Source organism: Chelatococcus sp. GCM10030263, from assembly GCF_042666455.1.
GTDB lineage: Bacteria > Pseudomonadota > Alphaproteobacteria > Rhizobiales > Beijerinckiaceae > Chelatococcus.
Map to the genome: position 1 here is coordinate 356,667 of NZ_JBHTDB010000005.1, position 25,911 is coordinate 382,577.

Here is a 25,911-nt window from a genome sequence, read left to right on the forward strand (position 1 = left end):
CCCGTGCCGATCTCACCACATCTTCTCGATCGTCTGAAAGACAGAGACCTCGTCGCCGATACGGGGTTCATCGCCGGCGCCCCGGTCGCGACGAGCGAAAGCGGCAAGACTTTCGACGTCACCAATCCCTCGACCGGCGAAGTCCTCGCGACCTTGCCCGATTGCAGCCGCAGCGAGGCCGCCCGGGCTATCGATGCGGCCTTTGCGGCGCAGAAGGCCTGGGCCGCCCGAACCGGCAAGGAACGAGCCGCCGTGCTGCGCAAGGTCTACGATCTGGTGGTCGCCAATCTGGACGATCTCGCCACGATCCTGACAGCCGAAATGGGCAAGCCCTTGGCGGAGGCGCGTGGCGAGATCCTCTATGGCGCATCCTACGTCGAGTGGTTCGCGGAGGAGGCGAAGCGGGTCTACGGCGATACCATTCCCGGCCACCAGCCCGACAAACGGATCATCGTGACCAAGCAGCCTGTCGGCGTCGCGGCCGCGATCACACCATGGAACTTCCCCAACGCGATGCTGGCCCGGAAAATGGCGCCGGCTCTAGCCGCCGGCTGCGCCATGGTCGCCAAGCCCGCGGCGGAGACGCCGCTCTCGGCGCTCGCCCTCGCCGTTCTGGCCGAGCGTGCCGGCCTGCCCAAGGGCCTGTTCAACGTGGTGCCGTCGACGGATGCCGCCTCGGTCGGGCGCGAATTCTGCGAGAACGCCAAAGTCCGCAAGCTCACCTTCACCGGCTCGACGAATGTGGGCAAGATCCTGATGCGCCAGGCTGCGGATCAGGTTTTGAAGCTCAGTCTCGAGCTCGGCGGCAATGCACCTTTCATCGTCTTCGACGATGCCGATCTGGACGCTGCCGTCGAAGGAGCGATCGTCTCCAAGTATCGCAACAATGGGCAGACCTGCGTCTGCGCTAACCGGCTCTATGTCCAGGCCGGGATCTACGATGCCTTCGCCGAGAGGCTCGCGGTGCGCGTCAGCGAGATCAGGGTCGGCGATGGCTTCGAGCCGGGCACCGGCGCGGGGCCGCTGATTTCGGAGAAGGCGCTCGCCAAGGTCGAGGAGCATATTCGCGATGCTACCGAACAGGGCGCGCGCATTCTCGTCGGCGGCCGGCGCGATGCGAGCGGCGGCCTGTTCTTCGAGCCGACCGTGCTGACTGGTGCTACCTCCGCCATGAAGGTGGCGCGCGAGGAGACTTTCGGGCCGATTGCGCCGCTGTTCAAGTTCGAGACGGTCGACGAGGTCGTCGCTTTGGCCAACAATACGGAGTTCGGCCTCGCCTCCTATCTTTATTCCCGCGACGTCGCGAAGATCTTTCGGGTGGCCGAAGCCTTGGAATACGGCATGGTCGGTATCAATACCGGGTTGATTTCCACGGAAGTCGCGCCGTTCGGCGGCATCAAGCAATCCGGACAGGGCCGCGAGGGCTCGAAATACGGCATCGAGGAATATCTCGACATCAAGTATCTGTGCCTGAGCCTATAGCCTGAGCCCTTGGCCGGCTCCGTCTTCGCGAGCGCTGACCCAAGGGTCTTCCCTATGGGGCTGACCTTCGTCCGCTCTTGATCGCCAGCAGGATGCGAATGAGGGCTTCCCCACCCGCCTCGGGGGATCCGGAGTTGTCGATCTCATAGGTCGGAATTTCGACGGCCTCGACGGAGGGCTGCCGTGCCAGACGATCGGCGATCATGGCTTCAGTCTCGCGGCCGCGGGCCCGAAGGCGAGCAGCGATGATCGTCGGCGGTACAACGATTGTGACGACGTGAAGATCGGGAAAGCGCGAGCGAGCTTGCGGCACGGCCGCCCGCGATCCGTTAGCGACGACAATGCCGCCTCGCGCCATCCAGTCGCGGATCACGGTTGGCAGGCCATAGAAGATGTCGTGAGCCTGCCAGTGCAGCGCGAACGACCCGCCCTTCACGCGTCGCTCGAACTCGGCGATATCGATCGTCTCGTAGTCCTCGCCGACCGCGGGCGGGCGCGTGACCGTGCGGCGGATGAAGTGGAACTGCTGGTCTGCGCCCAGTCGTCGGCGCGCATGGTCGATGAGAGTGTCCTTGCCCGCACCGCTGGGGCCGACGACAAGGACGAGTTGGCCGCGGAGGGGCGTCATTGATCTCACACCGCCTCTGCGGATTAAGGCGACGACGGTGCTTGCATCACGCGGGCACCTCCGCCGGCCGGGAAACCGGAGGTGATTGGCCACTGGGTCGGCTGCCAACGTCAAACAGCCGATCGGCAACCGCCTCGCGTACCTCCTCGTCGTGGAAGATGCCGACAATGGCGGTACCACGGGCCTTGGCCTCATGGATCAGTGTGATGACGGTCTGCCGATTGGTGGCGTCGAGCGAGGCGGTCGGCTCGTCGAGCAGCAGGATCGGACGGTCGGCGATGAAGCCGCGGGCGATGTTGACCCGCTGCTGCTCACCGCCGGAGAAGGTTGCCGGCGCCAGGGACCACAGCCGCTCCGGAATGCGCAGCCGCGACAGCAGGGCACGCGCCATGGCGTGGGCGTCCTCGGCCGGAATGCCGCTCGCGACCGCCGGCTCAGCCACGATGTCCAGGGTCGGCACCCGCGGAATGACGCGCAGGAACTGGCTGACATAGCCGATCGTGCGGCGGCGGATCTCGATCACTTCCCATGGTTCGGCCGCGAGCAGGTCGACCATGGTGCCGTTGTGGCGCACGAGGATTTCGCCGGCATCGGGTTTGTAGTTGGCATAGAGCGAGCGCAGCAGCGTCGACTTGCCGGAGCCAGACGGTCCATGCAGGCACACACATTCGCCCGAAGCCACCTTGAGCTCGATTCCTTTGAATACCGGGAGCTCCGTCCCTCCTTGAGCATGAAGGATGAAGGTCTTGCAAAGGCCGCGAGCATGAAGTCGCAAGGTCATTTGATTGGTTCTCCTTCGCCGGTCAGGCCTGCAGAACCGACGAGACGAGCAACTGGGTGTAGGGGTGGTGCGGATCATCGAGCACCTGGTCGGTGAGCCCCGCCTCGATCACACGGCCGCGCTGCATCACCATCAGCCGGTCGGCCAGGAGGCGCACGACGGCGAGGTCGTGGGTGACGATGATCGCGCCTATGCCGAGTTCGCGCACGAGGCCGCGCAGGAGGTCGAGCAGCCGCGCCTGCACCGACACATCGAGGCCGCCAGTCGGCTCGTCCATGAAGACGAGACGCGGTCGGGTCACGAGATTGCGGGCGATCTGCAGGCGTTGCTGCATGCCGCCGGAGAAGGTCTTGGGCTTGTCGTCCGTGCGCGACACGTCGATCTCGACCTTCCTGAGCCAGTCTTGTGCCTCGGTTCGGATCTGGCCGTAGTGGCGGGCGCCGATTGCCATCGGCCGCTCGCCGATATTGCCCCCCGCGCTGACGTCCATCCTGAGCCCGTCGCGCGGGTTCTGATGCACGATGCCCCAATCGGTGCGGGCGAGTTGCCGTCGCTCGGGCTCAGATAGCATGAGGACGTCGGTTGGGCCGCGTTCCTTCATGTCGTAGACGATCGTGCCGGTGTCGGGTGCGAGCCGCCCGGCAAGGCAGGCGAGCAGGGTCGACTTGCCCGAGCCGCTCTCGCCGACGATCCCGAGTACTTCGCCCGGCCTTAGAGAAAACGACACGTCGAGGCAGCCGACCTGGGTGCCATAGGACTTTGACAGGCCGGAGACCGCGATTAGCGCGGGCCTCGACGCGAGCTTGCGGAGTGCAGTCACCGTGCCGCCTCCTTGACCAGCTTGCCGGCCGCCGCGGTCTCGGCCTGTCGCTGGTTGCAGAAGTCGGTATCGGAACACACGAACATGCGCCCGCCGCGGTCATCGGTGATCACCTCGTCGAGATAGGACGTGGTGGAGCTACAGAGGGCGCAGGAGTTCTGCCAGGTCTGGACCTCGAAGGGATGATCGTCGAAATCGAGGCTCCTGACCGTGGTATAGGGTGGGATGGCATAGATGCGCTTCTCGCGGCCGGCGCCGAACAGCTGGATCGCCGGGGAGTTCTCCATCTTCGGATTGTCGAACTTCGGGATCGGCGACGGCGACATCAGGTGTCGGCCGTTGATCATCGCCGGATAGTCATAGGTCTTGGCGATACGGCCGAAGCGGGCGATGTCCTCGTAGAGCGCCACCTGCATGATGCCGTATTCGGCATAGGCGTGCATCTTGCGCGTCTCCGTCTCGCGCGGCTCGAGTTTACGCAAGGGCTCCGGCTGCGGCACTTGATAGACGAGGATCTGCTCTTCTACGAGCGGGGTCTCGGGGATGCGATGCCTGGTCTGGACGATCGTCGCCTCCTCGGTCCGTTCGGTCGTCGCGACGCCCGCCACCGTCTTGAAGAAGCGGCGGATCGAGACGGCATTGGTGGTGTCGTCGGCGCCCTGGTCGATCACCTTCAGCCGGTCGTCGGAGCCGATGATAGAGGCCGTCACCTGAATGCCGCCGGTGCCCCAGCCATAGGCGAGCGGCATCTCGCGCCCGCCGAACGGCACCTGGTAGCCCGGGATTGCCAGCGCCTTCAGCAGCGTCCGGCGGATCATCCGTTTGGTCTGTTCGTCGAGATAGGCGAAGTTGTAGCCGCCGCCGGCGGGAGTATCGCTGGTTCCGAACATTACTCGGCGGCCTCTCTTGTCTGTTCTACTTCGCGCTCGGCACGCAACTGGCGAACGAGCTGAAGCTCGGCCTGAAAATCGACGTAGTGCGGCAGCTTGAAATGGGTGACGAAGCCATCGGCCTCGATATTGTCCGTATGCGACAAGACGAATTCCTCGTCCTGGGCCGGATAGCGCACCTCCTCACCGAGTTCACGCGCCCGGAGCGCCCGGTCGACCAGGGCCATGGACATAGCCTTGCGCTCGCAATGGCCGAAGGTCAGCCCATAGCCGCGGGTGAACTGCGGCGGCCTGTCGACCGTGCCGCGGAACTGGTTGATCATCTGGCATTCCGTTACGGTGATCTCGGCCACCGCGACGGCAAAACCGAGCTCCTCGGGCACGATTTCGACCATCACCTCGCCGAGCCGGAGTTCGCCGACAAAGGGATGGGCGCCGCCATAGCCGCGGGTGGTCGAATAGGCGAGGCCGAGCACGAAGCCTTCGTCGCCGCGGGCGAGATTCTGCAAGCGCTGGTCGCGGCCAGCTGGGAACCGCATCGGTTCACGGCTGAGGTCGAATACCTCGGCTTGGCCCTCGGCCGTTTCCTCTTCGATGAGGCCTTCGCCGCCGAGGAGATCGATGACCCGCGGCAGGGCCGGAGCGAGGGGCTCGTCGGCCAAGGGGGCCGACAAGGGAGCCCGGTCCCGCTCGCCGCCGCCGGCCGCGAGCGTGAAGTCGAGCAGCCGATGGGTGAAGTCGTAGGTGGGCCCCAGCACCTGGCCGCCGGGAATATCCTTGAAGGTCGCCGAAACGCGTCGGCGGACCGCCATCGCGGACGTATCGATCGGCTCGGAGAAGGCGATGCGCGGCAGGGTCGTACGATAGGCGCGCAGAAGGAACACCGCCTCCACGATATCGCCCTGCGCCTGCTTCAGCGCTAGCGCAGCGAGCTCGCGGTCATGGACCGAACCCTCGGTCATCACCCGATCGACGGCGAGGCCGAACTGCTCGCTGATCTGATCGAGAGTGAGTTCCGCGACCGATGAATCGCCGCGGCGCGTCTCGGCGATCAGCCTGTGAGTGTTGAGGATGGCCTCCTCGCCACCCTTGACGGCGACATAGGCCATTCAAGCCTCCACACGGATAGTGCGCGGCAAGCCGATCAAGGCGTTGTCGCAGGTGAAGAATACGTCGATCCCTAGTGGATAAAGCTCCCCGTTGAGCTCCCACTCCGGCCAGAACCAGTCCGGCAGTCCGGCGATGCGGACCGCGATGCTGCCCTTGATCCCCGGCCCGGTCCAGCTTGTCGCGCGCCCGTCGGTGAGCGAGGGAACCTGCACGATCAGGGTGGTCGAGCGGTCGGGATATTCGACATCTCCGGGATGAAAATCGATGAAGCGGGGCAGGGTGGCCGGATCGGTCGAGATGGCGAACCGCGCCCGGCGCTCCTGATCGACGAGCGGTACACCGCAATGGAAGCTCAGCCATCGGCGTGGCGTCGGCGCGCGTGCGCCGGGGTCGGCCCAGAGCGGCGTCTCGAGATCGAGCAGCGTTAGGCAAAGCGCCGCCGTCGCCCGGTTGAACGGGACCGGTGCGGTCAGCTCCCGGCCGAGTGGCACGACCCGCCCGGGATAGGCCGTTGCCCGCATCGCAGCGCGGAACACAGTCTGTGCATCGAAGACCGGTTCAGTGAAGCCCGGCAACAGGCCGGCATCGGCGGACCCGGAGGCTGAAACGGGAAGGCTCATGCCAAATTCTCTCCGCGCACCATCGTGAAGAACTCGACCTTGGTGGCGGCGGCCTTGCGGCTGCGGTCGAGGCGCCGTTCGTTCTCGGCCGCGCTGAGCGGCGCGATCACGCCGGCCAGCAAGGCCTCGCGCCGGTGGTCGTTTTGGAGCAGAGCATCGAGCTTGGCGGCGATTTCGGCGTGTCTGTGATCGCGCCCCTGCACATAGCCGTGGCCGACCGTTCCGTCGGCGAGCCGCACCGAGCAGCGCGTCACCGTCATCTCGCCGAGATTGAACACCATTCCCGTGCCGCCTGCGCGCCCGCGCACCATGACCAGGCCAACTTGCGGTCGCCGCAGCCACTCGAAGTCAAGGCTGGCGATGTCGTCCGGCACCAGCGCCTCGACGTCGCTTCGTCGCGCTCGCGACATCACACCGATCCACACGGAGCGGGCATTGGCGGTTCCGGAGGCGTCCATCGGCTCCAGCGGCTGCGCAGTCGGTCTCTTCGTCATTGTCTGTCCATCGGGCGCGGAATCGTCGATGTTGTTCAAAAGCATTGCCGTCCGGCGACCCAAACGTTGCGGATCACGGGCACGCCCTCGAACAACCGCACGCGCAGGAGATCGGCGCGCAGCCCCGGCGCGATGCGGCCACGGTCAGTGAAGCCGATGAGATCGGCCGGATTGGCGGAGATCATGGCGATGGTCTGAGCGAGATCAAAGCCGCGTGCCGCGAGCGTGAAGGCGGCTTGCAGGAGGCTCCCCGGGACGTAATCGGAAGTCAGAACATCGAGCAGCCCTTCCTCGGCCAGTTCGATCGCGCTGATATTGCCCGAGTGAGAACGGCCGAGAACGACGTTCGGCGCTCCCATGACGATCTTCATGCCGCATGCACGTGCGTGCCGCGCGGCTGTGACCGTCGTCGGGAATTCGCTGATGGTGATGCCATTGTCGCGGGATTCCTCCACATCCGTCGCGGTGGTGTCGTCGTGGCTGGCGAGCGGGACGTTCCGCAGGCCGCAGAGCTCGCCAATCCGCGCCCGGCTCGGCGGGACGTGTCGCCGCTGGTGTTCGAGGCGTTCGGCCAGGTAAAGTGCGAACTCGTCGTCGGTCCACATCCGCGCGTTCTTCTTGCGCCGGAACTCACGGAACAGCGCGAGGTCATGCCATTGGCGCTGACCGGGCGTGTGATCCATGAGGCTCGCCAGCCGCAGGCTGCCGTTGTCGATATGACGCTCGACGAGCGCCAGCAGCCCCGGATCCGACAATTCGCAGCGGAAGTGAAAATAGTGATCCGCCTTGAACAGACCGGCGGACCGGCCGGCGGTGAGGGCGCGGATGATGGCGTCGAGCATGCGCGTCCTCTCGCCGCCGCTGTCGTAGTCGCCGAGCGAGAGCGCATCGAGGACGGTGGTGATGCCGCTGCCGATGAGCTGCCAGTCATGCGCGAGCGCCGCCGAGAGCATCGACGGCCATGTCACTCCCGGCCGCGGATGAACGTGGTGCTCGACATGGTCCGTGTGAATGTCGATGAGCCCGGGGATGAGGAAGTCGCCCTCGCAGTCGATCTCGCTCATTGCCGTACCGGGAGCGCCACGTGTATCGGCGAAAACCTGATGCGAAATGGCGAGGTCACCTTGAGCGACGGCGTGTTCGTGAACAACCCGAGCGTTGACGAGACGCGTATTCATTTGTCTTCCACGTTCGGTAGACTGATGACGTCCGGGGTCTTGGATTGCCCGTCGCTCGGCAGGAGCACCGTAACACCCGCTTTCTCCAGCGCGGCAGCCAGATCCCCAGGCGGCGGTGTATCGGTGGCGAGAAGGTCGACCTCCTCGAGCGGCAGAATGAGGTGAGCATCACGCCGGCCGAATTTTGCGCTGTCCATGACGAAGGCGATGCGATGGGATCGTGAGCAGAGCGTCCTCACCAGCACGTTGTGGGTCATCGTTGGGCCCAGGATGCCGTGCATCGGAGTGATGGCGCTCGCTCCCATAACGCACAGATCGAACAGCCGGAGCTCCAGGTTCTTCAAGACTTCGAACCCTCCGACGGTTCGCGTCTGCGGGTTGACGACTCCACCCAGCAGCGTGACCGTGCAACGGCCCGACGCTGCCATGACGGTGGCGATGTCGATCATATTGGTCGTAATCGTCAGCGCCTTGTCAGTGCGTGCCAATTCCTCGGCGACGAGGAGCATGGTGGAACTCGCGCCGAGGTAGACGTTCATGTCGTCCTCGAACAGGGGCATGGCCGCCTTGGCGGCCAGCTGCTTGGCGTGGCGGTCGACCCGCAGGCGTTCGGCGACCGGACGACGAGCGGTCAGATCGATGGTCCTCATCGGCGCCGCTCCTCCGTGAACGCGACGAAGATGCCCGGCTTCCTCCAAGTTGCGGATGTCGCGACGGATCGTCTCCTGCGAAACGCCGAGCCGTTCGGCGATTTCGCCGACGGAGACGATTTCACCGCGGTTGATCAGCTCGAGGATGCTGCGCTGGCGTTCCGCACTGAGAAGCGTTCCTCCCTTGCCCTGCGATATGGAACCGCTTCGGCCGGCCATGGCCGCTCCTTTCGCTACGTGCGACGGACGGGTCGCGCGTCTCTACTTCTGCTGCAAATATGACAGCGATATGAACATTCGTGTGTTTATGTTGTTTTTTGTGCGTTTTGGTGAGTTATTTTCGCTTTCGACGTCTGTGACGATCGGCTCATACACGGCCACCCTCGAGAAGGATGCGTGAAGCGCCGCGCTGCACGCTCGTGAGTTGCTGCCGGAAGCCGCCATTCCCGACTTGATGGACCTGGCGGACGCACGGCTCGGGAACCGGCGCCAGCAGTGAATGGCCGGTCATCGTCTCTGGCGGCGGCAGGCCGAGCGCGGCGAGGACTGTGGGAGCAATGTCGATGATGCCGCAGGCTCGCGGATCGAGAACCCCGCCGGTGAAGCCGGCGCCGCGCGCGATCAACACGGTATTGAGCTCGTTCGCATTGAGCCCGCCATGCATGCCACCGCCGACCGGCAAGGTTCCTTCGGTGACGATCCCGACGCCGGGATAGCCGTAGGCGTCCGGCCCGTCCTGCGAGCGCAGCACATAGACGAGGTCGGGCGCCCGGGAATGGTCGAGTTCGACGAGCGAGAGGGAGAAGCTGCCGGGAACTTCGCCTTCGACTCCATTACCGCCCGGCGAGAACAGCATGCCGAGGAAGTCCTGGTCCATCAGCCAGCGCGCAATTGCGTCGCGTCGGGCAGTGCCGCCCTCCAGGATACGGATCTCGCCCATATTGCCGTCCGTCAGAGCGATCTGCATGCCCGCGAGCATCCGCTCGTCGGCGCGTCGGTTCGCGTGGCCCGCGGCGCGAAGAAGGTCGAAGAGTGGCAACGTCTCCGACATGGTGATCTGCCCATGGTCGGATGCGGCGATCACCGTATAGCGATCGGCATCCGGCTGCGCCGCAATCCAATCGAGTATCCGGCCGAAGGCCTCGTCGGCCGCCTTGACGATGCTCAGCGTTTCGTCCGACCCGAGGAAGCGGTAGTGAAAGGACGTGTCGGGCTCGTTGAACCAGACTAGGGCGACGTCGGGCCTCAGCCGTTCCAGCACGTGCTCGCGGAAGACGCGCTCCGCGTAGTCGATCTCGGCGAAGCGCGGCAGTTCGCGCGGGGGCAGCGGACCGAAGCGGGCAACGACCTCGTCGACCGCGTCCGGCGTGACGGTGCCATCCCTGCCATGCATCGAGAAGGTCCAGTGCCCATGGCGTGCCGCGAGCGGGTTCATGACGTAGGCGGCACCGGCGGAGCCGGTATGGACGACGGCCATGCGACGCCCGTCACGCGCGAGCACATCGGCAAAGGTGTCCGCATCGACGAGACGCCGGCCCGTGCGCCGCTCGACGAGCCCGACATCGGCAAGGCTGCCGAGGTCCAGCACATGCTCCGCGGTGACTTCGGGATAAAGGAAGCCGTTGCCGACGACGCCGTGGAGGCGCGGCGGAGCTCCGGTCGCGATCGACGTCGAGGCCGGGCGCGTCAGCGAGGGGAAGACGCTGCGGGCTTCCCGAAACCAGGTGCCGCCCTTGGCGAAGCGGGCGAGGTTCGGCATCCGCTCTGGCGTGACGAAATCGGGTCGGAGGCCGTCGAAGACACAGATGACGACGCGGTCGGTGGAACTGGTCTGGCTCATCGGGATCTCGTCAGCGCAGGGTGGGATCGAGGCGGTCGCGCAGCCAGTCGCCGACGGTGCTGACGGCGAGCGTCGACATGACGATCGTCAGCGCCGGTGCGAGCATGATCCACGGCGCGCGGGTGAGATATTCGCGTCCGTAGCCGACCATATTGCCGAGGCTCGTCATAGGCGGTTGGACACCGAGCCCGAGGAAGGAAAGCCCGCTTTCCATCAGGATGATCTCGGGGAAGGTCAGCGTCATCGACACGATCAGCGTCGAGGCGATGTTGGGCAGGACGTGACGCAGATAAACCCGCAGCGGGCTCGCCCCGATCTGGCGGATCGCTCCCGCATAGCCTTGCGCGCCAGCTGCGACGGCGAGACCTCGCGCGATGCGCGCATAGCGCTCCCACCCATAGAGCCCCATTAGTCCAATGAAGAGCGGCAAAGAATTGCCGAAAAAGGCGAGCACCGAGAGGGCGAGGATGAGAAAGGGCATCGCCGCCTGGAAATCAGTGAGCATCAGAACGATCTGCTCGATCCACCCGCGAAAATGCGCGGCGAGGAACCCCATGAGCGTGCCGAAGCCGGCCGAGATCAGCGTCGCGCCGAAGGCGACGAGCAGCGAGATGCGGATCGAGACGACAAGACGCGAGAACACGTCGCGGCCGAGTTCGTCCGTGCCGAGCCAGTGCAGCGGATGAAAAGGCGCAGCTAATCGATTGCGCAGGTCGTAGGCGGTGAACCGGTAGGGGGCGATGAAATCCGCGCCCACGGCTACAACGATCATCAAGGCGATCCAGCCCAGACCGACCCAGACGAGGAATGGCATACGGCTGCCGCCTTTGCGCCGGATCGTCCGATCCGGCGCAGCGACCATGCGTGCGTTCGCGCCGATCTCGGCCATCTCAATGCCTCCCGGTTCCGGCGGAGTGGCGCAGCCGTGGATCGAGTGCGCCGTAGAGCAGATCGACGGTGACGTTCGACGTCACCATGGTGACTGCCACGAGCAGCAGGATGCATTGCACCACGGCGAGGTCGCGACTCGCGACGGACACGACAAGCAGGCGACCGATGCCCGGCCAGGAGAAGACGCTCTCGACCACGACCGCCCCGGCGATCAGGTTTCCGACCATGAAGCCGATGATGGTGACAATGGGGATCGCCGCATTGGGCAGGGCGTGGCCACGTATGGCGACGGCCCACGGCGCGCCCTTGGCACTCGCCGTGCGCATGTAGGGTTGACCGAGCACCTCCAGCATGGCGCTGCGGGTGAAGCGGGCGAGCACGGCGGCACCGCCGATCCCGAGCGTCAGCACCGGCAGGATGGCGTGACGCCAGCCCTCCTGTCCGCCGGAGGGCAGCCATCCGAGCTGCACCGAAAAGATCAGGACCAGCACGAGGCCGAGCACGAAGCTCGGCACGGTGAAGCCGGCAACCGCGGTCACCATGACCATGCGATCGATCGGGCTGTCACGATGCAGAGCGGCATAGATGCCGGCCGGGACACCAATGCCGAGCTTCAACGCGAGGGCCGGAATGGTCAGTGCCAGCGTGGCGGGGATGCGCTCCAGGACGAGATCGAGCGCCGGCCGACCGTCGCGCATCGACAGGCCGAGCTCGCCCTGTCCGATCGCGGTGAAATAGTTGAGGTATTGCAGCCACAGCGGATCGTCGAGCCCCCAGGCCTTGCGGAAGGCGACGATCGCATCCGGCGATGCTTCGACCCCCATGATGAGGAGGGCCGGATCACCCGAAAGCCGGAGCACCACGAAGGCGAAGGTGACGACGAGCATAACCGTCAGCAACGCGCGACCGAGACGGATGAGGACGAAGCGCAGCATCAACCCGCGGCCTTCAACAGACGAGGCTCGTCATGCGCGACATGACAGGCGGCGCGACGCCCATCCGGCAGCGGCAGGAGCGCGGGGCTCTCGACCCTGCAGCGCGCCCGTGCCGCAGGGCAGCGCGGATGGAAGGCGCAGCCCGAGGGGCGCGCGGCGGGGTTCGGCGGATCACCCTCGAGCACGATCCGCGGCCGGCTGCGCCGTCCGGGCATCGGCGCGGCCGAGACCAGCGCCTGGGTATAGGGATGGGCCGGCGCCTGGAGCAGGAGATCGGCTTCGCCCTCCTCGACGATGCGTCCGAGATACATCACCGCGACGCGGTGGCTGACCTGGCGAATGACCTTTAGGTCGTGGCTGATGAAGAGCAGGCTCAGATCGAACTCGTGCTGCAGGTCGACGAACAGGTTGATCAGTTGCGCCTGGATGGAGACGTCGAGCGCCGAGACTGGTTCATCGCAGACCAGGAGGTCGGGCTTGGTAGCGAGCGCGCGGGCGACGACGGCGCGTTGGCGTTGACCACCGGAGAGTTCGTGCGGGTAACGCCGGCCCTGGTCGGCGCGCAGGCCGACCGACTGCAGCAGCGCCAACGCCATCGCATCGCGGTCCTTCGGCTCGCCAAGACCGTGCACGTCGAAAGGCTCGCGCGTCTGCTCCATAATCGGCAGGCGCCGGTCCAGCGCACCGAGCGGGTCCTGATAGATCATCTGCATGCGCGACCGCAGACGGCGCCATTCGCGCGAATCGGGTGGCGGCAGCGGAGCGCCTTGGAAAAGCACATCGCCGGCGTCGGGCGCCTCCAGCCCCAGCGCGAGTCGGCCGGTTGTCGATTTTCCCGAGCCGGATTCCCCCACCAGGCCGAGCGTGCGGCCACGCTCGACCGTCAACGAGACACCGTCGACGGCCCTGACATCGACCGTTCGCCCCAGGAGGCCGCGCCGCATCGGATAACGCCGCGAGACGTTGCGCAGGTGAAGCAACGGCACGCTCATGCGAAGACGGGCTCCGGCCGCCCGGCGGCGTGGCTCGGGGCTATCCGGACGCAGGCGACGAGGCGTTCGGACGCCTTCTCGACGAGCGGCGGGACGGCGTGATTGCAGGCCTCCGCCCGGCGTGGGCAACGCGGCGCGAAGGCACAGCCTGCCGGGAGGTTCCAGGGCTCCGGCACATTGCCCTCGATCGCCGCCAGCCTGCGGCGCATGCCTTCGAGCGGTGGCAGCGCCGCCAGAAGCCCCTGGGTGTAGGGATGCAGCGGCCGGGCAAAGAGGTCCTCCGTGCGCGCTGTCTCGACAATGCGGCCAGCATACATCACGCAGACGCGCTCGCATGTCTCGGAGATGACGCCGAGATCGTGGCTGATCAGCACCAGCGCCATGCCGGTCTCGCGGCGGATCGTGGTGAGCAATTCGAGGATCTGGGCCTGGATGGTGGCGTCGAGCGCCGTCGTAGGCTCGTCGGCGACGAGCAGATCGGGTTCGCCGGCCAGCGCCATGGCGATCATGACGCGCTGGTTCTGGCCGCCGGAGAGCTCGTGCGGAAAGGCTTCGAGCCGGCGTGCGGCATCCGGAATGCCGACGAGATCGAAGAGGCGCTTCGCCTCGGCGCGGACCGTGGCACCGGACAACCCGCGGTGGAGAGCGAGAGCCTCGCCGACCTGGCGGCCGAGGCGGATGACCGGGTTGAGTGCGCTCGCCGGATCCTGAAAGATCATGGCGATGCGTCCACCTCGGATCTTGTCCAATACGGCCGGTGCCGCTCCGATGAGCTCCTGAGCGTCCAGCCGAACACTGCCGGATACCTCGGCTTTCTTCGGCAGGAGACCGAGCGCGGCGAGCCAGGTCACCGACTTGCCGCAACCCGACTCGCCGACGAGCCCTATCGCCTCGCCGCGCGCCACCGTCAGGTCGATACCGTGGAGCGCGCGCACGCCATCGAAGGCGACGGTGAGGTTTTCGATCGCCACCAGCGGCGGGCGTGCAGCGGCGGCTGTTGCGCCGCTGTCGGAAAACACCGCCGTAGCCCCTCGGTTGAAGGTCATGTCCGGGAGAAGGCCCGGTTGAACGGACCGAAGTCGAGATCGAGCGTCTGGCCGGGAATCCACGGAACGTTCTTGCGCTTGCCGTAGAACTGGCCGGACACGTGCAGGATCACGCAAGGAGGATCGTCGTTGTGGATGATCTCCAGCATCCGCCGGATGAGCTTGCGCCGCTCGCCGGGATCGACGGTGTCCCTCAGCTTAGCGCCGAGCGCGAAATGCTCCTCGTTCTGCCAGATGCCGACCTGCTTCGGCAGGGTTCCGTTCGGCCCGAATTCGCGCCAGGCTTGGCCGAGGTAGTCGGGGAAGATCGCCGTCGACGAGCTGTCGTAGATCGCATGCACCGGCTTACGCTGGATCTGTGCGAAGTTCTCCATCATCTCGATTTCGACATTGAGGCCGACGGACCGCCACATCTCGATCATCGTCTGCGCGCCGGCGACCTGATTGGTATAGTAGTTGCTCAGCAGCCTGTAGGTGATCGGCTCACCATCGTAGCCGCTTTCGCGGACGAGCTGGCGCGCGAGTTCAGGGTCGTAGGCGAGTGCTGGGAAGTCGGCGACATAGCCGTCGCCGAAGCTCGGCATCTGAAAGCCGTTCGGCACCGGCACCCGATTGTCCCACAGCGCTTCCACGAAGAGCTTGCGGTCGATCGCCAGGCTCAACGCGCGGCGCAGGCGCGGATCCCTGAAGATGGGAGCGGTCTGGTCGATGCAGAGAAAACGAATGTTCTGAACGGCGCCTCCGCTGACTTCGAGATCGGTATGGCGCGCGATGTCGGGAAACTGGTCGGGCGGCACGTCGGTGATGATGTCCACCTCACCCGCCAGGAGCGCATTCATGCGTGAGGCGAGCTCGGGAATGATGCGATACTCGATGCCGGAGAACGGCGGCTTCCCGCCCCAGTAGCCGTCATGGGCGGCGAGCACGACATTGACGTCGAGCTTCTGGCCGACGATCCGATAGGGACCCGTGCCGACCGGCGCGGCGGTCCATTTCTCCCACGAGCCAGCGGTCTCGAAGGCGCGCTTGCCGACGATCTCCGCTCCCCAGGCGGCGAGGCGCTGTTCGAGCAGCGCGTCGTTGCCCTTGGCGTGGAGGACGACCGTGCGGGGATCGATCACCTCGACGCGCTCGATGGTGTCGAGCGTCTGCATCGCGATGGAGCGTCCCGACTTGCCGGGGCCGAAGAGATGATCGGGACCCAAGGAAAAGGCTACGTCTTCGGCCGTGAAGGGGCTGCCGTCGTGGAAGCGCACACCGTTGCGCAGATGGAGGCGCAAGGCGCGCGAGTCGATCCTCTCCCAACGCTCCGCCAGCGCCGGACGAAGCGCCATATCCTTGGCGTGATCGAAGGCGATCAGCGTGTCGAACATCTGCGGCACGACGCGTCGCGTCGCGGTGTGGTTGAAGAGCACCGGCTCCACCGCCGGCGGGAAGCCGGACATGGCGACGGTCAGGCGGCGTCGCCCCTCCGACTGCGCCAGCCCGGGGACGGAGCTGGCCGCGAGAAGTCCGCTCGCGGCGCCTCCCGCGACGACCTGCCGCCGCGTCATCGAAAACTCAGCCATCTGCACCTCCGCGTCTTACATTCGCGGGCAAGCTAGGCGGGGTGAATGACATTGGTGTGACCGTTTTCATGCCTTATTTTGGGTTATTGACTGTTTATGTGTGTTTCATTTGCCGCCTTCGGTTCTCGTCACGAGCATTGCCAAACCATGGGGCGCAGTTGTCGCTGCGTGCCGCCAAGAGATCGCCGTTCCCGTTTTCGACAGGAGAGACTGCTAGGAGGCTGCTGCCTGGGCGCGCGTAGTAGAAGCTCTCCTAAGTCCTGACATCGACCTGGAACTTCTCGGAATTACGCCGGCCATGGCCGAGAGGGAGGAGAGCCAACGCTCTGGCCATTTCGTTGCGCGCTATCATCACGCCTTCGTCGCCGCCGAGCCCCGGTCTGGCCAGCATCACCTCCGGCTGACAGGCGAGCCCGATATGGGCGCTTATGCGAGCTGATTGATCCGTCTCGTTCGCGCTGCCGCCGAGGAATGCCTCCATATTGTGCGCGTGGCACAGTCTCACGGCCTCGATGCTGTTCGTTACGCTGCCGAGATCCGGCATTTTGATATGGAGGTAGTCTCCCGCGCCCGCGCGTGCAAAAGCTTCGAAATCGTCCAGCGTGTTGCACCATTCGTCGACGCCGAGCTTGACCCGGCCGCCGCGCCGTCGCATCTGGCCGGTCAACTCCGCGAAGAGGTCAATCTGCTCGTCGCGACTCGCCGCCAGCCACGCACATTCGATGCGGAGACCGAAGGGCGCCGCCGCGTCGGCCAGCCGCTCGAGAAAATCGATCAGGTTCTGGCCGGGGACATCGAATACCCGGGCGAGATGGCCCGACATGTCGAATTGGAGTTGCGGGCGGTAGCCGGGTTCGCTCAAGGCGCCTATGCGGGCGGCGATTCTCGCCACATGGGCGAGCAACGCCTCTCCCTTGCGACCGAGATGACGATCATCGTCGGTCACGAAGGCATGCGGCAGCACGTCGACCTGCTTCAGGATCAGGCGGTCCAGCGTCTCCTCGTCGTCCATTCCCGCGCAGGCGAGTAACGCCGGCGGCTGCGTCGGCATCGACAGGCCATAGGTGTCGGCGATGAGCCCGGCCATCGTTTGCCGTTGCGCCAGCGATGCCGCATGGAGGAGTGCCTGACTCACGCCGTAACGCACGGCGGTATGCCAACGCCCCGCTGGCTGATCGAAAGCCATCGCCTGCGTCTGCCAATGGGCCGCATCACATCCGGCGAGATGATCCCGCAGTTCGGTGCGCAACTTCTGCAGGTGCTGATCCGGCACGAAGGGCGGCTCACGGCCGGCCGAGCCGGCGTAGACGACATCCACACAATCGCCGAAAGCGACTTGGCCGTCGTCGAGCAACAAAATGATTGAGAGGCATTCGGAAGGTTGAACGATCCTCGAAAACCCGGGCGTGACCGGTTCTCCCCTCCAGAAGAACCCGTCCGCAACCGCGCCTTTTCGCAATGCGGCCGCGTCGATGTGAAAATGGCCAGCCGACCCTTTCGCAAACAGAACATCTGCAATCTTCATATTGTCACCTCATCCCGCCACCGAGAACCGAGCCGAAGTTAATGGAGCGATGCTTCGTCACGCCACCTCGAGCGGAACGGGATCGAAGGCGTATTCCGGAGGCGTCGCGATCATGGCGAAGCTGGCATCCTCGCCGTCGAGCCTCAGGGCGACGAAACCTGGAGTACGAATGCCGACCGGCCCGAACCCATGCGTTGCGCGTCCCACCATCGTCGCGCTCGGCAGCCAAAGATGGGTTGCCCCGTCGAGGACGAGGGCGCGGTGATGATGATAATGTCCGGAAACAACCAACCGGATGCGCGCGCCGGCTAGGGCCTGCAGGCGTTCGCGAGCGGCCCTGGCGACACAGTTCGGCTGGTCATCCTCCGAACCATTCCAGACCGAGAAGGGCTTGTGGCACACCAAAGCGATCGGTCGGCGGCCGGCGTCATGGACCGCATCGGCCAGCCACGTCCACTGATCCGCTTCCCGCGGTAGATCGGTGCCGAAGAGTTGGGCGTTGACCCCGATCACCCGCCAGCCGGCAATATCGATGCTGAACCGGTCACTGCGATGGAGACGCACAAACCTCTCCACACGCTGCGCGCTGACCGATCGCCCCATCCACGGATCGGAGACATTGTCCCCCACGTCGTGATTGCCGGGTACGACGAGAACCTGTGGCGCAAGTGCCGCCACGGCTTCGGCAGCAAAGGCGTGATCCTCGCCGTCGTCGCAATCATCGAAAACGAGATCACCCGCGACGATCGCGACACTTGGGCTGACGGCCGCAACCTGGTCTGCGACCGCCCGCCAGGCCGGCGTCGTATGGCCGCGACGCTGCGACAGGTGCGGGTCGGACAGGAGTGCGACGAGTGCGCGCCCCATCAGATCGCTCCCAAGTTGCCAGGGCCGAAATCCATCTGGTGCGCCGGGTACGGCTTCCAGTCCAGATCCGCTCGAACCCCATAGAACATGTTCTGTTTGAACAGGAGCACCATCGGCGGATCATCCCATTCCAGGATGTCCAGCATACGGCCGAGCATGCGGCGTCGCTCGTTGACCTCGCCGCTGTTCCCGATCGCACGGGAGAGCGCATTGAATTCTTCATTGCTCCAACTGTCTTCGATCCTCTGCACTGCGCCGGTTGGCCCAAAGTTCCTTACGAGATCTGAGAGCGGGTCCGGATACAACATCACGGAAGAATAGTTATACATGCCGGCCCCAGGTCGGCGGTACCATTGGGCGTAGTTCTCGACGAATTCGACCGCGACATTGATGCCGACAGCGCGCCACATCTCGACGAGTGCTTCAGTCGTCTGCCGTTCGACCAGGTAATAGGTGCCGGTTGTCCTGAAGGTGATTTTTTCACCGCGATAGCTCGAAGCTTTAAGGAGCTCGCGTGCGCGGTCGGGATCATAAGCTGGCCCGGGCCGGTCCGGGTCATAGAGCGGCCCGAAAGCAGGTGACTGGAATCCGTTGGGTATGGTCGTCCGCCCCAGCCAGAGTGAATCCACGAGCAGTTGGCGGTCGACGGCGAGACTGAGTGCGCGCCGTAAATTGACGTCTCGCAATTGCGGATTGTGCTTGACGTCGAGGACGACCATGCGGGTCACGTTCGACCCCGCCTCGACCACCTTGAAGCCGGGGTTGCTCTCGATCTCGGAAATGGCGTCCGGCGTGACGTCCGTGGCGATATCCCAGTCGCCGGCCAGAAGACCGGCGATACGGCCGGCGGCTTCCGGTACGGCGCGGAAGTGGATGCCGCCGAGCGGCGGTCTTCCGCCCCAATAGGCGTCGTGCGGACTGAGCGAAATCCCGTAGTCGCGTCGGATTTCGCTCACACGATAGGGGCCGGTGCCGACGGGCGCCATCGCCCACGCCTGCCAATTCGGCGCGGCGCGGAAGGCGGCGCCGCTGATGATCTGTCCGCCCCATGCTGCAATGCGGCGGTCAAAAGCGGGATCATTCGTGTTGGTGATCAACCGCACGGTCCGGTCGTCGACCTTCTCGGCGCGTTCGAAGGTCGGAAGGAAGCCGCGGGCGGCAGCGCGACCCGGCGCGTTTTCACCCATGAGCCTCTCGTCGCCGAGCGACACAAGCACATCGTCGGCGCTAAGTTCGCGACCATCGTGAAATTTGACGCCCGATCGCAGCGTGAATTCCCAGGTGCGCGCGTCGACCTGCGACCAGCGTTCAGCCAAGGCGCCGCGCACCCTCATGTTGTTCTTGAAGTCGAGGCCGAGCAGTCCTTCGAAGACGTTATACTGCGTCCGATACCAAACCGAGGACGTACCGGGCGTGTCCATCGGCTCCATAGTCGGGGGAAGGGCCTGGGATGCGATCGTGATCGTACGCCGCTGCTGCGCGAACGACCGCGGCGCTGCTCCTAGAACGGCGGTCCCGACCCCGGCGGCAAGCAGGGTGCGACGAGAGAGTTCGGTCATGGTTCGCTCCTAATGCGTTGCGATTACGCTTAGGGGGCGGCGATGAAGGTGCCGTGACAGATTTTGACTGAATGAGACAGTTCTTGACCGTTTCGCGGAGAGGTGAGACCATGCGCGTCATTGCTCCGTGGATTTCCGCATCGATGCTTGGGCCGGCCAGACGTCACCGCATTCTCGAACTGCTGGCAGAAAGCTCAGAGGTTCGGATCGCCGCCTTGGCTGGAGAACTCGGCGTTTCGATCGAGACTGCCAGGCGCGATCTGGAAGAACTGGAGCGACGCCGCCTTCTGCGCCGCGTTCATGGCGGGGCTGTCACTCTGCGTCCGCCCGATTTACCGCCTGTTCAGACGCGTATAAGTCTGGACAATGCGGCAAAGGGCGTGATCGCCGAAGCTGCACTCGAATTCGTGCCACCCGGTGCCTTCGTTTTTCTCGGAGCTGGCTCGACGACATTGGCGCTGGCCGGACGGCTTGCGCGGCTGCCCGTCAAGGCAACATTTGCCACCAATATGATCGATATCGCGGTCGCACTGAAACAAGGTCCTCACGAGGTGCATCTGAGCGGCGGCGAATTGCATTCCCGCACTCACGCTCTGGGTGGTCCCGAGGCGCTACGTTTTATTGAAGGCAAGCTGTTCGACTTGGCCATCACCGGTGCGGCGGCGATCGACGCCGACCACGGCGTAATGGGGCCGACACTCGCGCATGCAGCCATCACCGATATTCTCGGGCGGCGCGCCCGGCGGCGCATGGTACTCGCGGATTTTTCGAAGTTCGGCCGCAGCGATCGTTATCGCCAAGGAGATTTTTCGGAAATCGATATCTTGGTGACGGACCGCCGGCCTCCGGATCCGTTTCCCGCACGTCTCGCGGCAGGGCAGGTTCGCCTGGTCATCGCATCGGCGTGAGACACGCCACATGGAGACAGAGCGCAGGTGCAGACCTGGGAAGTGGGCCGTGCTCCACTCAGCAGGCACTGCAACCGTTACAGGCGTTTCCGTGCCGAACGGGTGCGTCGCCTATCCCGACATCAAGGAGGGCGAGCACGGCGTTCCATAGATCTGCTACAGGCGCTGCGATGTAGAAGCGCGAGCAATCTGGGATTGCTCAACAAACCGGTTCTTTCCTCACATCTTGACCGTTGCCGGTCTGGCCACTGAGACTTCGCTTTGCTTCCTGTGAGGACGACCTCCGCGGGGCTATTCGGCGGCGCCACGACGAACTATCCCAAACGTCGATCGAACCCGTCTTTGATGTTGTACCAGGCGGTGACCCAGGGGATGAACCAGGGGCTGCCGGTATACCAGGCCTTCTCCGGGAACTGGGACATCTCGAAGGCCGATGGCCGCTCCTGGATGCCCATCGCCCTTCGCGCGATCTCCCGCCCGAGATAGCTCATCATCGCGACGCCGCTCGCATTGCAGCCGAGGGCGTAGAGCACACCGTCCCGCTCGCCGATATGGGGCTTGCGATCGAAGGTCATGGCGACCGTGCCGCGCCAACAATGGGTGACACGGACGTCGCGCAGCTCGGGCCAGATTGCGCACATCGTCTGGTGGATCAGCCCGGCCGCGACGCCTTCGTCGCGGTCGAAGGCGGCGGGGCGCGCGCCGAAGATGATCCGCCGGCCGTCCGTCGACGGACGCATGGCGATGAGATTGCGCTGGGAGTCCGAGACCATTCGCCCGCCGGGCAGCAGCCGCTGAATTGTCTCGCGCGGCAATTCCTCGGTGGCGATATGGTAGCTCGCGACCGGAATGAGCTTCCGGCGAAACCAGGAGAATGCGCCCGTCGTATAGCCGTTGGTCGCCAGGACGACATTGCGCGCGCGGATATCCCCACGCGGCGTGCGGATGCGGTGCCGCGGCCCCTCGCGCACAAGCTCGACAACTTCGGCATGAGAGAAGAGCTCGGCGCCATGCCTGCGCGCGCGGTTGCGCAAGGCGCGATGGTAGAGGCCTGGATGCAGGCTGCCGTAATCCTCGACGAGAATGCCGCCGCAGTAGAAATCCGTCGCGATGACGGCGCCGAGCTGCTCGCGGCCGAGGTCCCGCACCGTGACGCCCGTATGCTGGCGCAGGAGGTTTCCGAGGCGGATGAGACGCTCGTGATGGCGGTCGCAATAGGCCGCGAGGAAGCGGCCGCAGCGCTCGAAGCCGGCATCGAGCCGTTCGCCCTCGATCAGGCTCGTGACATAGTCGAAGGATGCGATCGAATCGCGCAGCATCAACGCGAGCCGTTCGGCCGATATGTCCCGGGTCGGCCCCGCCAGCAGGATCTTCTGACCGCCGGTCACGCCTCCGGTGTTGCGCGTGCTCGCGCCGATGCCGAGCGGGCCGGCATCGAGGAGGACCACCCGCCTGCCATAGCGCCCGAATTCGGCCGCGGCGTTGAGCCCGCAATAGCCCGAGCCGATCACCACGACGTCGGCCTCCTTCGGCAGATCTTCGCCCGCGGGCGTCGTCTCCGGCGGCGCGGCGTCCCACCAATAAGGATCCGGCTTGAAATCGGGGTGGAGGATTGCGGCATCAACGGTCATGGCGGGCTCGCAGGTCGTCCGGCCATTCGGAAGGTCACGACAGCTTGCGCTCGATGCCGTCGCGCAGGTGGTACCAGGCGCTGACGATCGGCAGGAACCAGGGCCGGCCCGTGTAGTAGGGCTCGGTCGGAAAGTCGGGCGTGTCGAAGGCGCAGGAGCGATTTGTCTTACCGAGCAGCTTGAGCGCAGTCTGATGACCGAGATAGGTCATGAGGGCGACGCCATTGCCGTTGCAGCCGATAGCGTAGTGGACGCCTTCGTCGCGGCCCATATGCGCGACCTTGTCGAAGGTCATCGCCACCTTGCCACGCCAGCTGTGGGTGATGCGGAAGGGGGCGAGTTGCGGCCAAACCTCCTGAAGGCGCCTGGCGAGATTGCGTGCGGCGGCCCGCTCGTCCATTTCGAGGAAGCTCGGCCGGCTGCCGAACAGAATGCGCGTGCCGTCGGGGGAGGGGCGGGTGTAGTAGAGCTCGCGCTGGCTGTCGGAGATCATTCGACGCCCCGGATTGATCGCATCCATCAGCTCGGGCGGCAGGGGCTCGGTGGCGATCTGGTAGCTGTAGACCGGGATGATGCGCCGGCGAAGATTGGGCGTCGCCTTGCCGGTATAGCCATTGGTCGCCACCACGACCTCCTTGGCCCGGATGATGCCGCGGCCCGTCTCCACGCTGAAGCCGTCGTTGTCGCGGGTGACCCGCTTGACCGGCGCGTGCGAGAAGAGCCTGGCGCCGCAGCGGCGCGCCAGATCGCGCAGCGAGCGGGCATAGAGTCCAGGATGCAGTCCACCGTAGTCGTCGACGACGATGCCGCCGTGATAGAAATCGGTCGCGGTGATGCGTCGCTGCTCGGAACGGGGAACGACGTGGACGGTGACGCCGGTTATCGTCTCCAGAAGTTCGCCCTGCTCGCGCAGCCGGTCGAAATGCTTCGGCACATAGGCGGCGAAGAAGCGGCCGCATTTCTGGTAGCCGGCATCGAGCCCCTCGCGGGCGATGAGATTCTCGATGTGCTCGAAAGAGGCGACGGAATCGGCGAGGAGTTCGGCAATGCGCCCTCGGGCCTTGCCGCGCACCGCACCTGTCATCACCATCTTCTGGCCGCTCGAGACCATGCCGCCACTGCGCGTGCTCGCACCGGCGCCGAGCCCCTCCGCATCGACCACGATCACGTCGGTGCCGTTGCGGGCGAGTTCGGCCGCGGCCGAGAGCCCGGCATAACCGGACCCCACGATGACGACATCGGCACGCGCGGGCAGGGCGTCGCGGGCCTCCTCTGGAGGGGCCCCATCCCACCAATAGGGATCAGTGCTGAAGCGCGATAGGTCCATCGATCAAGTCCTGTCGGGAAGCGCGCGGGTCAAACCGCGCCGCGGAGCAGAGGGCATCGAAGCCGCGGGCGGCGTCGGGTAGACGGTCGAGCGCGAGCAAGGTTTCGAAAACCTCCTTGCAGGTCGGCCCCAGCCTGCTGGCGGCATTGGCCGTGAACTTCGCCGAGAGCTGGTCCTTGCTCAGCCGGTGGCTGCGACTGCCGCTCGGCTGTTGCGTGTGGCGTTCGAGGACGGTGCCGTCCTGCAGGAGGAGGCGCAGGCGGCTCGCAAGCGTGATGCGACCGTCCGGCTTCGGCAGGGACGGGTCGGGGCATATCACGACGCGCTCCATCAGGCTCCGTGTCTCGGGCGCCAGCACGAGCGCATCGTCAAATTCGGCGAGGCCGAGGCGGCCCCGCAGCAGCCCGGCGGCCAGGCAGAACGGCATGCTGAACTTGCCTTCGAGCGCCGTGCGCGCGTTGTCGTGAATGAGGATCCGGGGTGCTGCCTCGTCGACATCCACCTCGATCCGAAGGATCCGCTGCGGTTCGATCCTGTGTTCGGCCATGAGCGCGAACAAGGAATCGAGCGCGGTATGCGCGCAGGTGCAGCAGGGATAGGCCTTGATGGTGATGCCCGGAGCGTCGATCAGCCAGGGGGCGCCGAACGCTTCGGCGATGTCGTCGGGGGGGACGCGTCCACCGAAGACGGGAACGAAGCCGAGGGGGCCGAAGAGGCTCCCGGGCGTCGAGGACACCCCGTCGCGGGCAAGTTCGGCGGCCATGAGGCCGCTGCGGGCGGCATTGCCCGTCTGCAGGGATTTCGTGTCGCTGCCAAAGTTGCTGCGCAATCCGCCCGCGAGCGAGGCGGCGATGCCGAGCGCATGGCGCAGCCTCTCACGATCGAGGCCGAGCACGAGGCCCGCGGAAACGGCCGCGCCGAGAGCGCCGAGCGTTGCGGTGGCGTGGAAGCCGCGGGTGTAATGGGCCGGATTGAGCATCGCGCCGAGGCGCATGACCAATTCGACCCCTGCGACATAGGCCTCGACCAGACGCGACCCCGGAACCGTGACCAGATCGGCGGCGGCACCTGCCGCGGTCAGGATCGTTACCGTGGGGTGAGCCAGCGAAAGCTCGGCTTCGTCATCGTCGAAGTCGTCGACGTGACCGGCGACCGCATTGAGCATCGCCGCATCGCGCGCCGGCAGCCAGCCGGCGCCGCCCCAGACTCGCGCGGCGGACTGCGATTGGGCCGGCTGCGGCGCGAGGGTGCGACTGATGCGGGCGAAGCTGTCGGAGCCCAAGCCGGCCGCGGCCACGCCGGCGAAGTCGGCGATATGCTCGCAGGCGAGCGCGCGGATGGTGGGCGGCACCGATGACGCGCGCTCCACGATGGCGCGGGCGAGGGCTGCTTCACGGCTGGCGATGTCCGGCATTTCAAGGTTCCGTGGAAAATATGGAGACGACGCCGGCTCACGACCGGGCGAGAACTTGCGGACCATCCCCGCGCGGCCTGTCCACTGCGGGACGTTCATGCTTGCCGAGCGAGGTCTCGAGCCGGCTGCTGAGCAGCGAGAGCGTCGCGCAGATGACGAAATAGATGACGAGGATCGCGCCGTAGAGGGTGAAGGGCGACAGCCCGCCTTCCATGATCGTCGCGCGTTCGATGACGATCTGCCCCGTCTTGAGCAGTTCGCGCACCCCGATCAGCGCACCGATCGACGTTGCCTGGACGAGTTGCGTCACGAGCCCGAGATACGGCGGAAGGATCGGTCGCAAGGCTTGCGGCAGCACGATCAGGCGCAGACGCTGCAGCGTTCCGAGGCCAAGGGCCGCGCCCGCCTCCGTTTGTCCCTTTGGCACGGCCAGGATGCCTGCACGGATCACGATGGCGCCGTTGGCACCGCCCCAGGCGCCGAGCCCCGCGACCGTCGCGCCGAAGGGATCGAGCGCGATGCCGATCGCCGGCGCGACGAAATAGATCATCATCACCGTCACGAAGAGCGGCAGGTCGCGCATCGCTTCGACGAGGGCGCGACACGGCCTGCGCAGGATGGCGCGGCGCGCCAGCGTTCCCGCTGCCAGGAGTGAGGCCAGCACCGTCGCGACCACCAGTACGCAAGCCGTCAGCGCCAGGGTCATCAGCAGGCCCTGCAGGAGGATCTCGCGATTGGCGATGAGCGTCATCATG

At 65.5% G+C, this 25,911-nt stretch carries 24 protein-coding genes; 2 read left to right on the forward strand and 22 right to left on the reverse strand.

Annotation, left to right across the window (positions count from 1 at the left end):
- The first annotated feature begins 3 nt into the window (after positions 1-3).
- Complete coding sequence (locus tag ACFQU1_RS11970) at positions 4-1,482, forward strand: NAD-dependent succinate-semialdehyde dehydrogenase (protein WP_378132722.1); 1,479 nt, start codon at positions 4-6, stop codon at positions 1,480-1,482.
- A 52-nt stretch (positions 1,483-1,534) separates the two neighbouring features.
- Here the strand turns inward: ACFQU1_RS11970 and phnN are convergent, their stop codons facing one another.
- The 18 genes from phnN to ACFQU1_RS12060 form a co-directional block, all read right to left on the reverse strand.
- A complete protein-coding gene (gene phnN / locus ACFQU1_RS11975) occupies positions 1,535-2,110 on the reverse strand; it encodes a phosphonate metabolism protein/1,5-bisphosphokinase (PRPP-forming) PhnN (protein ID WP_378132724.1) in 576 nt (191 codons plus the stop codon).
- A gap of 46 nt (positions 2,111-2,156) precedes the next feature.
- Positions 2,157-2,891: a phosphonate C-P lyase system protein PhnL gene (gene phnL / locus ACFQU1_RS11980; protein WP_378134030.1), complete on the reverse strand. Its 735-nt coding sequence runs from the start codon at positions 2,889-2,891 to the stop codon at positions 2,157-2,159.
- A 22-nt stretch (positions 2,892-2,913) separates the two neighbouring features.
- On the reverse strand, positions 2,914-3,711 hold the full coding sequence (gene phnK, locus ACFQU1_RS11985) for a phosphonate C-P lyase system protein PhnK (protein WP_378132726.1): 798 nt from the start codon (positions 3,709-3,711) through the stop codon (positions 2,914-2,916).
- On the reverse strand, positions 3,708-4,601 hold the full coding sequence (locus tag ACFQU1_RS11990; RefSeq protein WP_378132728.1) for an alpha-D-ribose 1-methylphosphonate 5-phosphate C-P-lyase PhnJ: 894 nt from the start codon (positions 4,599-4,601) through the stop codon (positions 3,708-3,710). Before ACFQU1_RS11990 ends, phnK begins: the two co-directional genes overlap by 4 nt.
- Positions 4,601-5,710, reverse strand: coding sequence for a carbon-phosphorus lyase complex subunit PhnI (locus ACFQU1_RS11995; RefSeq protein WP_378132730.1), 1,110 nt, complete (start codon positions 5,708-5,710; stop codon positions 4,601-4,603). The genes ACFQU1_RS11990 and ACFQU1_RS11995 overlap by 1 nt, the downstream gene beginning before the upstream one ends.
- Positions 5,711-6,331 (reverse strand): phosphonate C-P lyase system protein PhnH, encoded by a 621-nt coding sequence (gene phnH / locus ACFQU1_RS12000; RefSeq protein WP_378132732.1) that lies wholly within the window; start codon positions 6,329-6,331, stop codon positions 5,711-5,713. It lies immediately after the preceding gene.
- A complete protein-coding gene (gene phnG / locus ACFQU1_RS12005) occupies positions 6,328-6,825 on the reverse strand; it encodes a phosphonate C-P lyase system protein PhnG (RefSeq protein ID WP_378132734.1) in 498 nt (165 codons plus the stop codon). Before phnG ends, phnH begins: the two co-directional genes overlap by 4 nt.
- Positions 6,826-6,860: 35 nt before the next feature.
- Positions 6,861-8,003, reverse strand: a complete 1,143-nt coding sequence (locus ACFQU1_RS12010; RefSeq protein ID WP_378132736.1) for an alpha-D-ribose 1-methylphosphonate 5-triphosphate diphosphatase — start codon at positions 8,001-8,003, stop codon at positions 6,861-6,863.
- Positions 8,000-8,872, reverse strand: coding sequence for a DeoR/GlpR family DNA-binding transcription regulator (locus ACFQU1_RS12015; RefSeq protein ID WP_378132738.1), 873 nt, complete (start codon positions 8,870-8,872; stop codon positions 8,000-8,002). Before ACFQU1_RS12015 ends, ACFQU1_RS12010 begins: the two co-directional genes overlap by 4 nt.
- 148 nt (positions 8,873-9,020) lie before the next feature.
- Positions 9,021-10,493: an alkaline phosphatase family protein gene (locus tag ACFQU1_RS12020; RefSeq protein WP_378132740.1), complete on the reverse strand. Its 1,473-nt coding sequence runs from the start codon at positions 10,491-10,493 to the stop codon at positions 9,021-9,023.
- A gap of 10 nt (positions 10,494-10,503) precedes the next feature.
- The gene (locus ACFQU1_RS12025; protein ID WP_378132742.1) at positions 10,504-11,382 is read right to left on the reverse strand and encodes an ABC transporter permease; all 879 of its coding nucleotides are present in this window, start codon (positions 11,380-11,382) and stop codon (positions 10,504-10,506) included.
- 1 nt (position 11,383) lies between these two features.
- Entirely contained in the window at positions 11,384-12,319 is a 936-nt protein-coding gene (locus ACFQU1_RS12030) for an ABC transporter permease (protein WP_378132744.1), read from the reverse strand.
- Positions 12,319-13,311, reverse strand: coding sequence for an ABC transporter ATP-binding protein (locus ACFQU1_RS12035; protein ID WP_378132746.1), 993 nt, complete (start codon positions 13,309-13,311; stop codon positions 12,319-12,321). Before ACFQU1_RS12035 ends, ACFQU1_RS12030 begins: the two co-directional genes overlap by 1 nt.
- Positions 13,308-14,357, reverse strand: coding sequence for an ABC transporter ATP-binding protein (locus tag ACFQU1_RS12040; protein WP_378132748.1), 1,050 nt, complete (start codon positions 14,355-14,357; stop codon positions 13,308-13,310). Before ACFQU1_RS12040 ends, ACFQU1_RS12035 begins: the two co-directional genes overlap by 4 nt.
- On the reverse strand, positions 14,354-15,925 hold the full coding sequence (locus ACFQU1_RS12045) for an ABC transporter substrate-binding protein (protein ID WP_378132750.1): 1,572 nt from the start codon (positions 15,923-15,925) through the stop codon (positions 14,354-14,356). Before ACFQU1_RS12045 ends, ACFQU1_RS12040 begins: the two co-directional genes overlap by 4 nt.
- A gap of 253 nt (positions 15,926-16,178) precedes the next feature.
- A complete protein-coding gene (locus ACFQU1_RS12050) occupies positions 16,179-17,450 on the reverse strand; it encodes a methylaspartate ammonia-lyase (RefSeq protein WP_378132752.1) in 1,272 nt (423 codons plus the stop codon).
- 57 nt (positions 17,451-17,507) lie between these two features.
- Complete coding sequence (locus tag ACFQU1_RS12055) at positions 17,508-18,317, reverse strand: metallophosphoesterase family protein (RefSeq protein ID WP_378132755.1); 810 nt, start codon at positions 18,315-18,317, stop codon at positions 17,508-17,510.
- A complete protein-coding gene (locus ACFQU1_RS12060) occupies positions 18,317-19,876 on the reverse strand; it encodes an ABC transporter substrate-binding protein (protein WP_378132757.1) in 1,560 nt (519 codons plus the stop codon). Before ACFQU1_RS12060 ends, ACFQU1_RS12055 begins: the two co-directional genes overlap by 1 nt.
- Before the next feature lie 110 nt (positions 19,877-19,986).
- On the opposite strand from ACFQU1_RS12060, the gene ACFQU1_RS12065 reads away from it, so the two are divergent.
- On the forward strand, positions 19,987-20,784 hold the full coding sequence (locus tag ACFQU1_RS12065) for a DeoR/GlpR family DNA-binding transcription regulator (protein WP_378132759.1): 798 nt from the start codon (positions 19,987-19,989) through the stop codon (positions 20,782-20,784).
- Positions 20,785-21,098: 314 nt separating this feature from the next.
- On the opposite strand, the gene ACFQU1_RS12070 is transcribed toward ACFQU1_RS12065, so the two are convergent.
- From ACFQU1_RS12070 to ACFQU1_RS12085, 4 genes are read right to left on the reverse strand one after another with little or no spacing between them, the layout of a single operon-like run.
- A complete protein-coding gene (locus ACFQU1_RS12070; RefSeq protein WP_378132761.1) occupies positions 21,099-22,415 on the reverse strand; it encodes an NAD(P)/FAD-dependent oxidoreductase in 1,317 nt (438 codons plus the stop codon).
- Positions 22,416-22,449: 34 nt separating this feature from the next.
- On the reverse strand, positions 22,450-23,742 hold the full coding sequence (locus tag ACFQU1_RS12075; RefSeq protein ID WP_378132763.1) for an NAD(P)/FAD-dependent oxidoreductase: 1,293 nt from the start codon (positions 23,740-23,742) through the stop codon (positions 22,450-22,452).
- Positions 23,717-25,156 carry an MmgE/PrpD family protein gene (locus ACFQU1_RS12080; protein WP_378132765.1) on the reverse strand — a complete coding sequence of 480 codons (1,440 nt, stop codon included), beginning with the start codon at positions 25,154-25,156 and terminating at the stop codon, positions 23,717-23,719. Before ACFQU1_RS12080 ends, ACFQU1_RS12075 begins: the two co-directional genes overlap by 26 nt.
- 37 nt (positions 25,157-25,193) lie before the next feature.
- A complete protein-coding gene (locus tag ACFQU1_RS12085; RefSeq protein ID WP_378132767.1) occupies positions 25,194-25,910 on the reverse strand; it encodes an amino acid ABC transporter permease in 717 nt (238 codons plus the stop codon).
- Position 25,911 lies beyond the last annotated feature (1 nt).

Excerpts from the sequence above, each read along its gene's own strand:
- phnN (WP_378132724.1), bottom strand. The coding sequence starts at position 2,110 with ATGACGCCCCTCCGCGGCCAACTCGTCCTTGTCGTCGGCCCCAGCGGT.
- phnL (WP_378134030.1), bottom strand. The coding sequence starts at position 2,891 with ATGACCTTGCGACTTCATGCTCGCGGCCTTTGCAAGACCTTCATCCTT.
- ACFQU1_RS11990 (WP_378132728.1), bottom strand. The coding sequence starts at position 4,601 with ATGTTCGGAACCAGCGATACTCCCGCCGGCGGCGGCTACAACTTCGCC.
- ACFQU1_RS11995 (WP_378132730.1), bottom strand. The coding sequence starts at position 5,710 with ATGGCCTATGTCGCCGTCAAGGGTGGCGAGGAGGCCATCCTCAACACT.
- phnH (WP_378132732.1), bottom strand. The coding sequence starts at position 6,331 with ATGAGCCTTCCCGTTTCAGCCTCCGGGTCCGCCGATGCCGGCCTGTTG.
- phnG (WP_378132734.1), bottom strand. The coding sequence starts at position 6,825 with ATGACGAAGAGACCGACTGCGCAGCCGCTGGAGCCGATGGACGCCTCC.
- ACFQU1_RS12010 (WP_378132736.1), bottom strand. The coding sequence starts at position 8,003 with ATGAATACGCGTCTCGTCAACGCTCGGGTTGTTCACGAACACGCCGTC.
- ACFQU1_RS12015 (WP_378132738.1), bottom strand. The coding sequence starts at position 8,872 with ATGGCCGGCCGAAGCGGTTCCATATCGCAGGGCAAGGGAGGAACGCTT.
- ACFQU1_RS12020 (WP_378132740.1), bottom strand. The coding sequence starts at position 10,493 with ATGAGCCAGACCAGTTCCACCGACCGCGTCGTCATCTGTGTCTTCGAC.
- ACFQU1_RS12025 (WP_378132742.1), bottom strand. The coding sequence starts at position 11,382 with ATGGCCGAGATCGGCGCGAACGCACGCATGGTCGCTGCGCCGGATCGG.
- ACFQU1_RS12030 (WP_378132744.1), bottom strand. The coding sequence starts at position 12,319 with ATGCTGCGCTTCGTCCTCATCCGTCTCGGTCGCGCGTTGCTGACGGTT.
- ACFQU1_RS12035 (WP_378132746.1), bottom strand. The coding sequence starts at position 13,311 with ATGAGCGTGCCGTTGCTTCACCTGCGCAACGTCTCGCGGCGTTATCCG.
- ACFQU1_RS12040 (WP_378132748.1), bottom strand. The coding sequence starts at position 14,357 with ATGACCTTCAACCGAGGGGCTACGGCGGTGTTTTCCGACAGCGGCGCA.
- ACFQU1_RS12045 (WP_378132750.1), bottom strand. The coding sequence starts at position 15,925 with ATGGCTGAGTTTTCGATGACGCGGCGGCAGGTCGTCGCGGGAGGCGCC.
- ACFQU1_RS12050 (WP_378132752.1), bottom strand. The coding sequence starts at position 17,450 with ATGAAGATTGCAGATGTTCTGTTTGCGAAAGGGTCGGCTGGCCATTTT.
- ACFQU1_RS12055 (WP_378132755.1), bottom strand. The coding sequence starts at position 18,317 with ATGGGGCGCGCACTCGTCGCACTCCTGTCCGACCCGCACCTGTCGCAG.
- ACFQU1_RS12060 (WP_378132757.1), bottom strand. The coding sequence starts at position 19,876 with ATGACCGAACTCTCTCGTCGCACCCTGCTTGCCGCCGGGGTCGGGACC.
- ACFQU1_RS12065 (WP_378132759.1), top strand. The coding sequence starts at position 19,987 with ATGCGCGTCATTGCTCCGTGGATTTCCGCATCGATGCTTGGGCCGGCC.
- ACFQU1_RS12070 (WP_378132761.1), bottom strand. The coding sequence starts at position 22,415 with ATGACCGTTGATGCCGCAATCCTCCACCCCGATTTCAAGCCGGATCCT.
- ACFQU1_RS12075 (WP_378132763.1), bottom strand. The coding sequence starts at position 23,742 with ATGGACCTATCGCGCTTCAGCACTGATCCCTATTGGTGGGATGGGGCC.
- ACFQU1_RS12080 (WP_378132765.1), bottom strand. The coding sequence starts at position 25,156 with ATGCCGGACATCGCCAGCCGTGAAGCAGCCCTCGCCCGCGCCATCGTG.
- ACFQU1_RS12085 (WP_378132767.1), bottom strand. The coding sequence starts at position 25,910 with ATGATGACGCTCATCGCCAATCGCGAGATCCTCCTGCAGGGCCTGCTG.